The following is a 14012-nucleotide window of genomic DNA, read 5'->3' as shown; positions in this document are numbered from 1 at the left end:
GCTTACATACTCATTTGAAGGGGCATGACGGTCGCTACCCACGCCCGAGCATATGGTCAACGAGCGAACCCAGCGTGGTGAAGCCCATTGCATGCACCGGCCCTTTCTCGCGCGCGGCGGCGGCGGGCAGCAACGCGCGGCCAAAGCCCAGCTTGGCGGCCTCCTTCAATCGCAGCCCGGCATGGGCCACGGGACGGACTTCGCCCGAGAGCGCGACCTCGCCGAACGCGATCGTATCCGACGGCACGGGGCGCTCGGCCAGCGCCGAGACGAGCGCGGCTGCGACAGCAAGATCCGCCGCGGGATCAGACAATCGATAGCCGCCGGCGACGTTCAGATAGACTTCGGCCGTCGAAAAGCTCAGCCCGCACCGCGCCTCAAGCACTGCGAGGATCATCGCCAGCCGCCCCGAATCCCAGCCGACGACGCCGCGCCGGGGCGTCGCGCCGCTTGCCAGCCGCACGGTCAGCGCCTGGATCTCGACGAGGACGGGGCGCGTGCCTTCGAGCGCGGGGAAGACCACCGCGCCGGTCACGCTTTCGCCGCGATCGGTGAGGAACAGCGTCGAGGGATTGGTGACTTCCTCCAGCCCGCCTTCGGCCATCGAGAAGACGCCGATCTCGTCGGTGCCGCCGAAGCGGTTCTTGATCGCGCGAAGGATGCGATACTGGTGGCTGCGCTCGCCTTCGAACGACAGCACCGTATCGACCATATGCTCAAGCACGCGCGGCCCGGCGATCGTCCCGTCCTTGGTGACATGGCCGACGAGGACGAGCGCGGTGCCGCGTTCCTTGGCGAAGCGGATCAGTTCCTGCGCCGATGCGCGGACCTGACTGACCGTGCCCGGCGCGCCTTCGATCAGATCCGAATGCATGGTCTGGATCGAATCGATGATGAGCAGCGCGGGCGGCGTCCCCTGCCCCAGCGTCGTCAGGATATCGCGCACCGAAGTGGCCGAGGCGAGCGCCACGGGCGCCTTGCCCAGCCCCAGCCGCCGCGCGCGCAGGCGGACCTGATCGGCGGCTTCCTCGCCGGAGACATAGGCGACCGAACGCCCCGCCATGGCCAGACGCGCCGCCGCCTGCAGCAGCAGGGTCGACTTGCCGATGCCGGGATCGCCGCCGATCAGCGTCGCCGATCCGGTGACGAAGCCGCCGCCCAGCGCCCGATCGAGTTCCGCGATTCCCGTCGCCATGCGATCGGGCAACGCAATTTCGGTATCGAGCCCGACCAGCTCGAACGCGCGGCCGCCCGACTGGAGATTGTGCCGCGCCTGAAAGGGCGTCACCACCGCGCCGGCATCCTCGACCAGCGTATTCCACTCGCCGCAATCCGCGCATTGTCCCGCCCATTTGGACGAGACCGAGCCGCACGCCCGGCACACATATCTTTTCTGGGGTTTCGCCATGCGCCAGACTTATGCGGTCGCGCCTTTTTTCCCAACCCCCGGCGCGACATGCCACTACGGAAATATCCGGGGGCGATTGCGTTCCTCTCATCCCATGGCAATCATCTGGACCCAATGATCCGCGTCGCCAGCTACAATATGCGCAAGGCCATCGGCACCGACCGTCGCCGCAATCCCGAACGCACGGTCGAGGTGCTGCGCGAGATCGACGCCGATATCGTCGCGCTGCAGGAGGCGGATCGCCGCTTCGGCGCACGGCTGAGCGCGATACCGCACGTCCTGCTCGACGAGCTCAGCGAGCTGAAGCCCGTCGACTATGGCATCCGCCCCGGCGGGATGGGCTGGCACGGCAATGCCATCCTCGTGCGCAAGGATATCGATGTCATCGATGCGTCGGCGATCCACCTGCCCGCGCTCGAGCCGCGCGGCGCGGTGCGCGCCGACCTGAAGATGGGCAAGCGCCGCCTGCGCGTCGTCGGCATGCATCTCGATCTGTCGGGGCTCTGGCGACGGCGGCAGGCGCGCGCCATCATCGACCATCTCGATTCGCTGGACGACGATGTGCCGACGATCCTGATGGGGGACCTCAACGAATGGAGCGCGGCGCGCGGTTGCCTGCGCGATTTCGGCCATCGCTTCGACATGGTGGCGTGCGGCCGCAGCTTCCACGCCCGCCGCCCCGTCGCCGCGCTCGACCGGATCATGATCAGCGGCGGGCTGGGCGTCACCGACAGCGGGGTCCATTCCAGCCTCAATGCGCGCATCGCATCGGATCACCTGCCCATCTGGGCGGACCTGAAGCCAAGATGATCCGCGAGAAGGAACTTCGCCTCGCGCTCGTCTGCTATGGCGGGATCAGCCTTGCCGTCTACATGCACGGCGTCACCAAGGAGATCTGGCATCTCGCCCGGGCCAGCCGCGCGCATCAGGACGGCGAAGGCGATGCCGCGGGCAGCCAGTCGATCTACAAGGAACTGATCGGGCTGATCGAGACGCACGGCGCGCAGAGGCTGCGCGTCTTCGCGGACATCATCACTGGGGCGAGCGCGGGGGGCATCAACGGCGTCTTCCTTGCGCAGGCGATCGCGACCGGCCAGTCGCTCGATCCGCTGACTGACCTGTGGCTGGAGGTCGCCGATGTCGAAAAGCTGCTCGATCCCGAGGCGCGCGCGGGATCGCGCTTCAGCAAGGTCTGGGCGACGCCCTTCGCACTGATGGTCGCGCGGCGGCGCGGCGGCGCGGTCGAGGATGTCGATCCGGAGGCGCGCGACGAGGTCCGGTCCAAGCTGATCGAGTTCGTGCGCTCGCGCTGGTTCGCGCCGCCTTTCGGGGGCGAGGGCTTCACCATCCTCCTGCTCGACGCGCTCGAAGCGATGGCGGCGGCGCCCGCCGGGCCGCGCCTGCTGCCCCCCGGCCAGCCGCTCGACCTGAGCGTCACCGTCACCGATTTCCGCGGGCATCCGCAGCGCGTGCGCCTCAACAGCCCCGCCGAGATCGTCGAGCGCGAGCATCGCCTGACGATCGGCTTCGCGCAGCGCGGCGCGGGCGCGCCTTTCGCCGACATCGCCGATCTCGTCTTCGCTTGCCGGGCGACGGCGAGCTTCCCCGGCGCCTTCCCGCCCTTCAAGGTCGGGGAGCTGGACAAGGTGCTGGTCGATCGCAAGCGGGCATGGCCGGGGCGCGACGCGTTCCTGTCGCGCGCCATTCCCGCCTATGCCTCCGCCGGGCAGGCCGAGCGTGCGGTGCTGATCGACGGATCGGTATTGGCCAACGCGCCTTTCCGCCCGGCCTTCGACGCGATCAAGAACCGCCCCGCCCGCCGCGAGGTTGATCGCCGTTTCGTCTATATCGATCCGAAACCGGGCCGCCGGAGTATCTCGCTGGGCGGCGGCAATGAGGATGAATTGCCGGGCTTCTTCGTGACGATCCTCGGCGCCTTGTCTGATATTCCGCGCGAACAGCCGATCCGCGACACGCTCGATGCCATCGACGGCCGCTCGGCGCGCGTGATGCGAACGCGCCGGATCGTCGAATCGCTGCGCGAGGAAGTCGAGGAGGCGATCGAGGCGCTCTACGGCCGCACCTTCTTCCTCGATCGCCCGACGCCCGCGCGCCTCGCCGCCTGGCGCACCAAGGCGCAGAATGCCGCCTCGCGTCAGGCAGGTCCTGCCTATCCCGCTTATGGTCACCTCAAGATCGCCGGCATGGTCGAGGAAATCGCGATCCTGCTGGAGCGCATACGCGGCCCCGGATCGCCCGAGGACAGCGCGGCGCTTCGCGATGCGCTGTGGGATCATGTCCAGTCGCTCGGCCTCGACCGCATCACGATGCGCGGCGGCGGTGCGAGCGAGGCGGCGATCCTCTTCTTCCGCCAGCATGATCTGGCCTTCCGCATCCGCCGCTTGCGCTTCGTCGCGCGCCGCCTGACCGCGCTCACCGAGAATGGCGAGACGCCGCGCGAAGGGATCGAGGCGATGCGCGCCGCCGTATATGCGACGCTTGCGCCCTATCTCGACCGGGAGATGGCGCATTTCTACCCGGCCGACCTTGCCGATACGCTGAAGGACGAAGGCGTCGTGGCGGCGGTCACCCGGCTCGGCGAGCTGCGCGACCTGAAATCGCTGGATGACGAAGCCGATATCCACATGACCGACGCGCTCGCCGCGCTTCCGAAGGGCGACCGGCGCGACATGCTCTTCGCCTATCTGGGCTTTCCCTTCTACGACATCGCGACATTGTCGTTGATGCAGGGCGAGGCCGGGGGCGAGTTCGATCCGATCAAGGTCGATCGCATCGCGCCCGACGACTGCACCTCGATCCGCGAAGGCGGCGCGGAAGCGACATTGAAAGGCATACGCTTCAACAGTTTCGGCGCTTTCTTCAGCCGCGCCTATCGCGAGAATGACTATCTCTGGGGCCGTCTGCATGGGGCCGAGCGGGTGATCGACCTGCTGGTCTCGACGCTGCCCGATGGCGTCACGCTGCCGCCCGGCACCGTCGCCACGCTCAAGACGCGCGCCTTCCGCGCGATCGTCGCCGAGGAAAAGCCGCGCCTGCGCAACATTGATTTGCTGTTCGACTCGCTCGATCGCGAGATCGGCTGACCGCGCGGACTGGTCATTCCGGCGTCGCTTGCCTAAACTGGTCGCCGCAACGGAGAAGGAGGCGCAGCCGGCATGCAGTTTTTGAGAACCCTCTTCTGGGTCGTGCTCGCCGTCCTCGTGGCGTTGTTCTGCTACAATAACTGGTCGGTCGTTCCGGTGAATCTGTGGAGCGGACTGATCCTCGAAACCAAGCTGCCGGTGCTGCTGGTCGTCGCCTTCCTTGCCGGGCTGGTGCCGATGCTGATCCTCCACCGCGCGACGCGCTGGCGCCTGCGCCGCAAGCTTGATGTCAGCGAGCGATCGGTGCTCGAACTGCGCGCGGCTGCCGCCGCGCCGAACCCGCCCGAGCCGACCGATCCAGCCATGTCCAGCCCCCTGCCCCCGGTGAGCCCGCTATGAGCAAGAGCCCGATCTACGTCGCGCTCGACACACCCGATCTGGATCGCGCCAAGGCCATCGCGCAACGCGTTGCCAGGCATGTCGGCGGCATCAAGCTGGGTCTGGAGTTCTTCTCGGCCAATGGTCGCGCCGGCGTGCGCGAGATGGCGGCGCTCGACCTGCCGATCTTCCTTGACCTGAAGCTCCACGACATTCCCAATACCGTCGCCAAGGCCATTCAGGCGCTGCGTCCGCTCGCTCCGGCGATCCTGACGGTCCATGCCGCCGGCGGCCGCGCGATGATGGAGGATGCCAAGGCCGCCGCGCCCGAAGGCACGAAGGTTGTCGCAGTGACCGTGCTCACCAGCCTCGACGGCGACGATCTCGACTCGATCGGCATCGGCGACGGTCCGCAGGCGCAGGTTGCGCGGCTGACCGAGCTGGCGCGCGAAGCGGGGCTGGACGGCGTCGTCTGCTCGGGCGCCGAGGTGGCTGCCGCGAAGAAACTCTGGCACGACGGTTTCTTCGTCGTGCCCGGCGTCCGCCCGGCGGACGGCAGGATCGGCGACCAGAAGCGCGTGGTCACGCCGCGCGCCGCGCTCGACGCCGGGGCCTCGATCCTCGTCGTCGGCCGCCCGATCACGCAGGCCGACGATCCCGACACCGCCGCGCGCGCGATCGAGGCAACGCTCTGAAGCGACCGTTCGTGTCGAGCATAGTCGAGACACCGCCGCGCTGACGCTTCTCGACTGCGCTCGAAGCGAACGGTCTGGAGGAGCAGGGATGAGCCTGGGGACTTGCCCCGCCGCCTCTTAAGGGCGAATGGCGTCGCATATGTCCGTCACTGCCAAGATTTGCGGCCTCAGCACGCCCGAAACCCTCGACGCCGCCATTGCGGGGGGCGCGAGCCATGTCGGCTTTGTCTTTTTCGCGCCCAGCCCGCGCAATCTGGGCTTCGAGAAGGCGGCCGGGCTCGCGGCGCGCGTGCCCGGTCATGTGATCCGCGTCGGCGTGTTCGTCGATCCCGAGGACGCGCTGCTCGATGCGGCGGTCTTGGCGGGCCGGCTCGGCGCGATCCAGCTTCACAAGACCGCGCCGGCCAGGATCGCGGCGATCCGTGAGCGCTATCGGGCCGAGATATGGACCGCCGTCGCCGTGCGCACCGCCGCCGATCTCGATGCCGCACGTCCGCTCGCGCCGCTTGCCGATCGCATCCTCTACGACGCGAAGACGCCCGACGACGCTGCGCTTCCCGGCGGCATGGGCCTGCGCTTCGACTGGACCCTGCTCTCGGGCTTTGCGCATCCGCGCCCCTGGGCGCTGTCGGGCGGGCTCGATGCGGGCAATGTCGCCGAGGCGGCAGGGATCACCCGCGCGCGCCTCGTCGATGTCTCGTCGGGTGTCGAGAGCGCGCCGGGCGTCAAGGAAGTGGACAAGATCGCCGCATTCCTTAAAGCCGTCGCCCAGCTATGACCCTCAGCAACTCGCTTCGCACCCAGCCCGACGAGCACGGGCATTTCGGCGACTATGGCGGCCGCTACGTCGCCGAGACGCTGATGCCGCTCATCCTCGATCTCGAGCGCGAATATCGCGCGGCGAAGGTCGATCCTGCCTTCGACGCAGAGTTTCGCGATCTGTTGAAACATTATGTCGGCCGTCCCAACCCGCTTTATCATGCCAGGCGGCTGAGCGACGAGCTGGGCGGCGCCAAAATCTATCTGAAGCGCGAAGAGCTGAACCACACCGGCGCGCACAAGATCAACAATTGCATCGGCCAGATCCTGCTCGCGAAGCGCATGGGCAAGACGCGCGTGATCGCCGAGACGGGTGCGGGCCAGCACGGTGTCGCGACCGCGACGGTGGCGGCGTTGTTCGGGCTGCCCTGCACCATCTTCATGGGCGCGGTCGACGTCGCGCGCCAGCAGCCCAACGTCTTCCGCATGAAGCTGCTCGGCGCCGAAGTCGTGCCGGTTGAAAGCGGCGCGAAGACGCTCAAGGATGCGATGAACGAGGCGCTTCGCCACTGGGTCGCGAACGTCCACGACACTTTCTACATCATCGGCACGGTTGCGGGTCCGCATCCCTATCCCGAGCTTGTTCGTGACTTTCAGTCCGTCATCGGCCGCGAAGCGCGCGAGCAGATACTGGAGGCCGAAGGCCGGCTGCCCGACATGCTCATAGCGCCTGTGGGCGGCGGATCGAACGCCATGGGGCTGTTCCACCCCTTCCTCGACGACGAGGGCGTCGAGATCGTCGGCGTCGAGGCGGCGGGCGAAGGGCTGGAGACCGGGCGTCACGCCGCGAGCCTCGCGGGCGGCCGCCCCGGCGTGCTCCACGGCAACCGCACCTATCTGCTTCAGGACGAGGACGGCCAGATCATCGAGGCGCACAGCATCTCGGCGGGGCTCGACTATCCGGGGATCGGCCCCGAACATGCGTGGCTGAGCGATATCGGCCGCGTCCGCTATGTGCCCGTCACCGATGACGAGGCGATGGCCTCGTTCCAGCGCCTGTGCCGCCTCGAAGGCATCATCCCTGCGCTCGAATCCGCGCATGCGCTGGCGGCGGCCGAAAAGCTCGCGCCGGCAATGGGCCGCGACAAGCTGATGATCGTCAATCTCTCGGGGCGCGGCGACAAGGACATCTTCACGGTCGCCGAGACGCTGGGGGTGAAGCTGTGAGCCGCCTTGCCGCGGCCTTCGCCAAGGGGCGCCCTGCCCTCGTCGCTTTCGTCACCGGCGGCGACCCGACGCCCGCCGCGACCGGCGCGATCCTCGATGCGCTCGTCGCGGGCGGAGCTGACGTGATCGAGCTGGGCATGCCCTTCACCGATCCGATGGCTGACGGACCGGCGATCCAGGCCGCGAACCTGCGCGCGCTCGCCATCGGCACGAAGACCGCCGATATCCTCGCGATCGCCACGGCCTTCCGCGCCCGGCATCCGCAGGTGCCGCTCGTCCTGATGGGCTATGCCAATCCGATGCTGTCGCGCGGTGCTGACTGGTTCGCGACCGAAGCGGGCAAGGCCGGCGTCGACGGCGTGATCTGCGTCGATCTGCCGCCCGAGGAGGATGCGATGCTTGGGCCGCAACTGCGGGCTGCCGGCATCGCGCTCATTCGCCTCGCGACGCCGACGACCGATGCGAAGCGCCTGCCCGCCGTGCTCGAGGGCGCGGGCGGATTCCTCTATTATGTCTCCGTCGCGGGCATCACCGGGCTCCAGCAGGCCGCGCAGGCCAGCATCGAGGACGCCGTTTCGCGCCTCAAGGCCGCGACTGATCTTCCCGTCGCGGTCGGCTTCGGCGTCCGCACCCCCGAACAGGCAGCGGCGATCGCGCGCGTGGCCGACGGCGTCGTCGTCGGCTCGGCGATCGTCGAGATCGTCGCGCGCGACGGGGCCGATGCGCCCGCCGCCGTCACTGCCTATATCGAAAGCCTCGCCCGCGCGATCGCGGGTGCCAAGGAGATCGCCGCATGAGCTGGCTCAACCGCGTCCGCAACGCCCTGCCTTTCATCGCCAAGCGCGAGACGCCCGACAATCTCTGGCATAAGTGCCCGGCCTGCGGGCAGATGATCTTCGTCAGGGAATGGGAAGAGAATCTGAACGTGTGCCCCAAATGCGATCATCATGATCGCATCGCGGCGCGCGCGCGTTTCCGCCAGATTTTCGACGAGGGCAGCTTCGCGCTGCTCGCCGCGCCCAGGGTTGCGGAAGATCCGCTCAAGTTCCGCGATTCCAAGCGCTATACCGATCGCATCAAGCAGGCCCGCGCCGATACGCAGGAAAGCGATGCGCTGCTCAACGCACGCGGCACGATCAACGGCGAACGTGCCGTCGTCGGCGTTCAGTCGTTCAACTTCATGGGCGGATCAATGGGGCTGGCGGTGGGCGCGGCCTTCGTTGCCGGCGCGCACGCCGCGATCGCCGACAAATGCCCCTATATCATTTTCACCGCTGCCGGCGGCGCGCGGATGCAGGAAGGCATCCTCTCGTTGATGCAGATGCCCAAGACGACGGTCGCGATCGCCCAGCTTCGTGAGGCAGGCCTGCCCTATATCGTCGTGCTGACCGATCCGACGACGGGCGGCGTCACCGCCAGCTACGCGATGCTGGGCGACGTTCAGATTGCCGAGCCCAATGCGCTGATCGGCTTTGCCGGCCAGCGCGTGATCGAGAATACGATCCGCGAGAAACTGCCCGAGGGCTTCCAGCGCGCCGAATATCTGCTCGATCACGGCATGCTCGACATGGTGACGCATCGTCGCGATCTGAAGGCGACGCTGGCGCGCCTGATCGCTTATCTCGCCCCCGCCAGGGCGGCCTGACGCCAGCCACATGGATTTCGCCAGATCGTCGGACCCGGCGGTCCAGCAGCAGCTCGACCGTCTTGCCGCACTGTCGCCCGGCCGCGACATATTGGGGCTGGAGCGCATCACCGTGCTGCTGGATCGGCTCGGCAATCCGCAGCTGCGCCTGCCGCCGGTGTTCCATGTCGCGGGGACCAACGGCAAGGGATCGACCTGCGCCTTCCTGCGTGCCGCGCTCGAGGCGGCGGGATACAGCGTCCATGCCTATACAAGCCCGCACCTCGTTCGCTTCAACGAGCGCATCCGCCCCACTGGCCGGCTGATCGACGACGCGCTGCTCGCGAGCCTGCTCGCCGAGGTGCTCGATGTCGCCGAGGGGCTTTCGGCGAGCTTCTTCGAAGTGACGACCGCCGCCGCCTTCCTCGCCTTCGCGCGCACCCCGGCGGATGCCTGCGTGATCGAGGTCGGGCTCGGCGGGCGTCTCGACGCCACCAACGTGATTCCTCGTCCTGCGGTCTGCGGCATTGCCCAGCTCGGTATCGATCATCAGGCCTTTCTCGGCGATACGCTTCCCCAGATCGCGGGCGAGAAAGCCGGGATCGCGCGCGCGGGCGTGCCGCTCGTCACCTTCGCTTATCCGCCGGAGATCGCCGCGGTCGTCGCCGCTGCGGCCGAAACAGCCGGCGCGACACTGATGCCGCAAGGCAAGTCCTGGACGATCGCCAGTGCTCCGGCGAAAGCCGGAGCCCAGGAGTCGTCCCCATCGCAGCTGGATCACCTGATCTACACCGACCGGGCCGGCACCCTCGATCTCCCGCTCCCTCATCTTCCCGGCGCGCACCAATATCTCAACGCCGGCCTCGCCACGGCCATGCTGCGCAGCCAGCAAGCGCTGATCCTGCCCGACGATGCGATCCGCGCGGGCATCGCGAATGCGCGCTGGCCCGCCCGGCTGCAGGCGCTCGACAGCGGCAAGCTGCTCGTTCTTCTGCCGCGCAGCACCACGCTGCTGCTCGACGGCGGCCATAATCCGGCCGCCGCCGAAGCCATTGCCCTCGCGCTCGCCGGCAAGCGCATCGGCGTGGCGATGGGGATGCTGGCCAACAAGGATCTCGCCGGCTTCCTCGAACCGCTCGCGCCGCTCATCGCGCATCTCGTCGCGCTGCCGATCCCCGGGCACGAGCATCATGCGCCGGAGGCGATCGCCGAAGTCGCCCGATCGCTGGGCATCAATGCCGGCACCGCGCCCGATCTTCCCGCCGCGCTGTCGCGCCTTGCCGACCCCACCGTGATGATCGCCGGATCGCTTTATCTGGCCGGCGTGGCGCTCGAAGCCAACGGCACGCCGCCCGACTGACTTTATTGATATTGACTTGCAATAGCTGACTATGCTCGATCACCGTCATGACACGCGACGGAGAGCGACTCATGCAAGCCAATGCCGATTTCACCACGATGCTGCCTCATGCCGGCCCCGCCGACGACGCATCGCGCCTCCTGCTGTTCGGGATCAGGCGGATGGCCGCCGGCGGCTTGAACGACGCGCATGTCTCCGCCGCCTTCCTGATGGAATTCGGCAAAAGCTATCGGCGGCCGCTCATCCTGCTCCGCGCGCTGATGGCAGAACTGGCGCGCGCGGCGAAGCAGGCGATCGTCATTGCGCCCTGCTGCTGCCCGCGCATGACGGCGGGCGAGCATGAGCTGGTTGCCGCCGTCACCGCCTCGACCGCTGACGCGCGCGTCGCGCACGAAGGCATAGCGATGCTGATCGCCACCCCGACCGCGCTCGGCGCGCTTACCAGCGCCCAGGCGCTTGCCCAGTCATTCCTCGATCTTGGTCGGCCCCTCGGCGGGTTCGACGGTGCCGGCCGTCCCGATCGAGGCGTCGATCAGGCCGCTGCGGATCATCAGCCAGAATAGCAGGATGCCGGGCAGCGCGGCGACGGTCGTCAGCAGGTAGAAATTCACATAGCCGAAGGCCTCGACGAGCGCGCCCGCGCTCGTCCCGGTCAGGAAGCGCCCGACCACGCTCGCCGCTGCCGAGATCAGCGCATATTGCGCGGCAGTGAAGCGCAGGTCGGTGAGCGCCGAGAAATAGGCGACCACGGTCACGCCGCCGACGCCGCTCGCGAAATTCTCGAAGCCGATCGCGCCCGCCATGCCGGCATTGCTGTGCCCCGCTGCCGCGAGCAGCGCGAAGCTGAGGTTCGAGACGCCCATCAGCCACAGGCTGAGCAGCACCGATCGCTTCATCCCCATCCGGGCATAGATGACGCCCCCTACGAAGATACCGATCAGATAGGCCCAGAAACCGACACCCACGTCGTAAAGCGCGATCTCGTCATTGCTGAAACCGAGCGAGTCGAACAGCAGCCGCAGCGTAAGGTTGGCAAGCGTATCGCCGATCTTGTGGACGAGGATGAAGAGCAGGATGACGAGCGCACCCCGGCGCTTGAAGAATTCGACCAGCGGGCCGGCGATCGCCGCGCCGACTTCGCCCAGGCCGCGTCGCGTCGTCGCCTCGCGGTGCCGCTCGGGCTCTCCCGCGATCAGCCCGGCGAACATCGCCGGCAAGGCAAGCGCGGCACAGGTGATATAGGCCGGTCCCCAGCCATAGCGCGCGGCGATGACGAGCGCGACCGCGCCGGCCCCCGCCGATCCGATCCGCCAGCCATATTGCGACATGCCCGATCCGACGCCCAGCTGTTCGGGTTTGAGCAGCTCGATACGATAGGCGTCGATCACGATATCGAAGGTCGCGCCCGCAATGCCGACGAGCACGGCCGCATAGGCGGTCTGAATCAGGCTGGCATTGGGATCGACGAGCCCGAGATTGACGACAGCCGCGATCACGAGCAGCCCGGCGACGATCAGCCAGGATACGCGCTGCCCGAGCCTGCCGATGATCGGAAGCTCGACGCCGTCGACCACCCATGCCCAAAGCCATTTGAGATTATAGACGAGGAAGGCGAGGCTGAACGCCGTGACCGCCTTCTTGTCGATGCCGTCCTGCGCGAGCCGCGTCGTCAGCGTCGCGCCGATCATCGCATAGGGAAAGCCCGACGATATGCCGAGGAACAGCGCAGCGAGCGGCGCTGTCTCCAGATAGGGCTTCACCGATTGGATGAGCGAGGGCCGTGCGGACCCGTTTTGAGCAGTCGCCATGGCGGGACGTGAGCGAGATGCGGGGCCCGCGTCAAGCGCTCAGTCGGGTGGGCACGCAGCAAGCCCATTGCCGTTTACGTCAACTGGAGGCATGCTGCGCAGCATGAACGCGCTCACCCCCACTGCGGGCCAGCTTGCGCTTGCCGGACGCATCGCCCGCGGCGAGGTGCCGCGCAACCTCGGCATCACCCATATCGATGCCGCCGCCTATACCGATCCGGCGCGCTTCGTCGCTGAAAAAGAACGTATTTTCGATCGCGCACCGCAGGTGATCGCGCCGTCGGCGCTGCTTCCCGAGCGCAACATGGCGGTGCCGCACGACGCATTCGGCAAGCCGCTGCTCGTCACGCGCGACGGCGAAGGCAAGGCGCATGTCTTCCTCAACGTCTGTCGCCATCGCGGCACGCGACTCGTCGAGGGCGGCGGATGTGTCCGCGCGCCACGCCTCGTCTGCCCCTATCATGCCTGGGCCTACACGCTCGACGGGCGGCTTGCCGGCCTGCCCCGCGCCGACAGCTTCCCAGGTCTCGACAAGGCCGATCATCCGCTGGTCGAACTGCCCAGCCGCGAGGCCGGCGGGTTGATCTGGTTCGCCTTCGACGCCGATGCCGATTTCTCCGCCGCGCTCGACATCGCACCCGATTTCGACGCCTTCGGGCTCGGCACGCTCCACCTGTTCGATCGCCGGCTGCACGAGGTGCAGGCCAACTGGAAGCTGATCATGGACGCCTTCCTCGAAAGCTATCATGTCCAGCGGCTCCACGCCTCGACCATCGGCCCCTTCTTCAAGGACGGCGTGACCACCGGCGACTCAGTCGGCCCGCACCAGCGATCGGCGGTCGGTCGCGAAGCCGAGGTCGCGGCCCTCGATCCGGCCGACTGGGCGCAGCTCCGCCGCACCGTTACCTTCGCCTATCAGCTCTTTCCCGCCACGGTGCTGATCGTCAGCCCCGACTATGTGAACCTGATGACGCTGATGCCGCGCGGGCATAATCGCGTGTTCGTCGAGGATTTCATGCTGATTCCCGAGCCGCCGCAGACCGAAAAGGCGATGTCCCACTGGCAACGTAGCTGGAATCTTCTCGACGGCGGCGTGTTCAGCGCCGAGGATTTCCGCGCGGCGGCGCTCGGTCAGGAAGGGCTCGAATCAGGCGCGCTCGATCGGCTGACGCTCGGCACGCTTGAAACCGGTCTCCGCCATTTCCACGACGAGATCGAAGCGCATCTTCAATAGAGAGTCAGCCCCTCGGGCAGCTTGCCGGTCTTGCGTCCGCCGAGCTTGGCGTCGATCGCCTCGATCGCGGCCTTCAGGTCGCGCTGCGAATAGGGTTTGGAGAGGCAGCCGATCGAAAGCTCGCGCGCATTCATTGGGCAGGTCGCCGTCACGAACAGCGTCGGCATTTCGCGTTCCTGCGCCGCGCGCGCGACATCGATGCCGTCGCCCCGGTCGGACAGGTTGACGTCGGCCAGCACCAGATCGATTTCCTCGGCCGCGATCACCGCCAGTGCATGCGCGGCGCTGTTGACGGTCGCCACCACGCGATAGCCGTGCTCGACAAGGAAATGCTCATTGTCGAAAGCGACGAGGGGTTCATCCTCGACGATCAGGATTCGCTCGACCAGACGCTTCCCGCGTGTGAACAGCATTG

14 protein-coding genes are annotated in these 14012 nt (G+C 67.5%); 11 read left to right on the top strand and 3 right to left on the bottom strand.

Features of this window, described 5'->3' with window-relative positions; translation table 11 throughout:
* Positions 1 to 34: 34 nt before the first annotated feature.
* A complete protein-coding gene (gene radA / locus AC3WT0_RS00730) occupies positions 35 to 1408 on the bottom strand; it encodes a DNA repair protein RadA (RefSeq protein WP_492750633.1) in 1374 nt (457 codons plus the stop codon).
* Positions 1409 to 1522: 114 nt separating this feature from the next.
* Here radA and AC3WT0_RS00725 point away from each other — a divergent pair, with 114 nt between their 5' ends.
* The 10 genes from AC3WT0_RS00725 (at position 1523) to AC3WT0_RS00680 (ending at position 11118) form a co-directional block, all read left to right on the top strand.
* A complete protein-coding gene (locus AC3WT0_RS00725; RefSeq protein ID WP_492750632.1) occupies positions 1523 to 2218 on the top strand; it encodes an endonuclease/exonuclease/phosphatase family protein in 696 nt (231 codons plus the stop codon).
* The gene (locus tag AC3WT0_RS00720) at positions 2218 to 4512 is read left to right on the top strand and encodes a patatin-like protein (protein ID WP_492751179.1); all 2295 of its coding nucleotides are present in this window, start codon (positions 2218 to 2220) and stop codon (positions 4510 to 4512) included. Before AC3WT0_RS00725 ends, AC3WT0_RS00720 begins: the two co-directional genes overlap by 1 nt.
* 72 nt (positions 4513 to 4584) lie before the next feature.
* A complete protein-coding gene (locus AC3WT0_RS00715) occupies positions 4585 to 4911 on the top strand; it encodes a hypothetical protein (protein WP_492750630.1) in 327 nt (108 codons plus the stop codon).
* Positions 4908 to 5585: an orotidine-5'-phosphate decarboxylase gene (pyrF, locus tag AC3WT0_RS00710; protein ID WP_492750629.1), complete on the top strand. Its 678-nt coding sequence runs from the start codon at positions 4908 to 4910 to the stop codon at positions 5583 to 5585. The genes AC3WT0_RS00715 and pyrF overlap by 4 nt, the downstream gene beginning before the upstream one ends.
* Positions 5586 to 5724: 139 nt before the next feature.
* A complete protein-coding gene (locus tag AC3WT0_RS00705) occupies positions 5725 to 6363 on the top strand; it encodes a phosphoribosylanthranilate isomerase (RefSeq protein ID WP_492750628.1) in 639 nt (212 codons plus the stop codon).
* Positions 6360 to 7571 carry a tryptophan synthase subunit beta gene (gene trpB / locus AC3WT0_RS00700; RefSeq protein ID WP_492750627.1) on the top strand — a complete coding sequence of 404 codons (1212 nt, stop codon included), beginning with the start codon at positions 6360 to 6362 and terminating at the stop codon, positions 7569 to 7571. The genes AC3WT0_RS00705 and trpB overlap by 4 nt, the downstream gene beginning before the upstream one ends.
* Complete coding sequence (gene trpA / locus AC3WT0_RS00695; protein WP_492750626.1) at positions 7568 to 8368, top strand: tryptophan synthase subunit alpha; 801 nt, start codon at positions 7568 to 7570, stop codon at positions 8366 to 8368. Before trpB ends, trpA begins: the two co-directional genes overlap by 4 nt.
* Positions 8365 to 9216 carry an acetyl-CoA carboxylase, carboxyltransferase subunit beta gene (gene accD, locus AC3WT0_RS00690; protein ID WP_492750624.1) on the top strand — a complete coding sequence of 284 codons (852 nt, stop codon included), beginning with the start codon at positions 8365 to 8367 and terminating at the stop codon, positions 9214 to 9216. The genes trpA and accD overlap by 4 nt, the downstream gene beginning before the upstream one ends.
* A gap of 10 nt (positions 9217 to 9226) precedes the next feature.
* Positions 9227 to 10555, top strand: coding sequence for a bifunctional folylpolyglutamate synthase/dihydrofolate synthase (locus AC3WT0_RS00685; protein WP_492750622.1), 1329 nt, complete (start codon positions 9227 to 9229; stop codon positions 10553 to 10555).
* Between the two features lie 98 nt (positions 10556 to 10653).
* Positions 10654 to 11118: a DUF6628 family protein gene (locus AC3WT0_RS00680; RefSeq protein ID WP_492751177.1), complete on the top strand. Its 465-nt coding sequence runs from the start codon at positions 10654 to 10656 to the stop codon at positions 11116 to 11118.
* Here AC3WT0_RS00680 and AC3WT0_RS00675 read toward each other — a convergent pair.
* Entirely contained in the window at positions 11020 to 12363 is a 1344-nt protein-coding gene (locus tag AC3WT0_RS00675) for an AmpG family muropeptide MFS transporter (protein ID WP_492750621.1), read from the bottom strand. The genes AC3WT0_RS00680 and AC3WT0_RS00675 overlap by 99 nt on opposite strands.
* A gap of 103 nt (positions 12364 to 12466) precedes the next feature.
* Here AC3WT0_RS00675 and AC3WT0_RS00670 point away from each other — a divergent pair, with 103 nt between their 5' ends.
* A complete protein-coding gene (locus AC3WT0_RS00670) occupies positions 12467 to 13597 on the top strand; it encodes an aromatic ring-hydroxylating oxygenase subunit alpha (RefSeq protein WP_492750620.1) in 1131 nt (376 codons plus the stop codon).
* On the opposite strand, the gene AC3WT0_RS00665 is transcribed toward AC3WT0_RS00670, so the two are convergent.
* A complete protein-coding gene (locus AC3WT0_RS00665; RefSeq protein ID WP_492750619.1) occupies positions 13591 to 14010 on the bottom strand; it encodes a response regulator in 420 nt (139 codons plus the stop codon). The two genes, AC3WT0_RS00670 and AC3WT0_RS00665, sit on opposite strands and share 7 nt — an antisense overlap.
* Between the last annotated feature and the right edge of the window lie 2 nt (positions 14011 to 14012).

The sequence above is a fragment of the Sphingomonas sp. EU05-FHT14C10 genome (assembly GCF_058790595.1).
This window is presented reverse-complemented; position numbering and strand designations above follow the sequence as displayed.

Excerpts from the sequence above, each read along its gene's own strand:
- AC3WT0_RS00725 (WP_492750632.1), top strand. The coding sequence starts at position 1,523 with ATGATCCGCGTCGCCAGCTACAATATGCGCAAGGCCATCGGCACCGAC.
- AC3WT0_RS00705 (WP_492750628.1), top strand. The coding sequence starts at position 5,725 with ATGTCCGTCACTGCCAAGATTTGCGGCCTCAGCACGCCCGAAACCCTC.
- AC3WT0_RS00680 (WP_492751177.1), top strand. The coding sequence starts at position 10,654 with ATGCTGCCTCATGCCGGCCCCGCCGACGACGCATCGCGCCTCCTGCTG.
- AC3WT0_RS00685 (WP_492750622.1), top strand. The coding sequence starts at position 9,227 with ATGGATTTCGCCAGATCGTCGGACCCGGCGGTCCAGCAGCAGCTCGAC.
- AC3WT0_RS00715 (WP_492750630.1), top strand. The coding sequence starts at position 4,585 with ATGCAGTTTTTGAGAACCCTCTTCTGGGTCGTGCTCGCCGTCCTCGTG.
- AC3WT0_RS00670 (WP_492750620.1), top strand. The coding sequence starts at position 12,467 with ATGAACGCGCTCACCCCCACTGCGGGCCAGCTTGCGCTTGCCGGACGC.
- AC3WT0_RS00675 (WP_492750621.1), bottom strand. The coding sequence starts at position 12,363 with ATGGCGACTGCTCAAAACGGGTCCGCACGGCCCTCGCTCATCCAATCG.
- trpB (WP_492750627.1), top strand. The coding sequence starts at position 6,360 with ATGACCCTCAGCAACTCGCTTCGCACCCAGCCCGACGAGCACGGGCAT.
- pyrF (WP_492750629.1), top strand. The coding sequence starts at position 4,908 with ATGAGCAAGAGCCCGATCTACGTCGCGCTCGACACACCCGATCTGGAT.
- accD (WP_492750624.1), top strand. The coding sequence starts at position 8,365 with ATGAGCTGGCTCAACCGCGTCCGCAACGCCCTGCCTTTCATCGCCAAG.
- AC3WT0_RS00665 (WP_492750619.1), bottom strand. The coding sequence starts at position 14,010 with ATGCTGTTCACACGCGGGAAGCGTCTGGTCGAGCGAATCCTGATCGTC.
- radA (WP_492750633.1), bottom strand. The coding sequence starts at position 1,408 with ATGGCGAAACCCCAGAAAAGATATGTGTGCCGGGCGTGCGGCTCGGTC.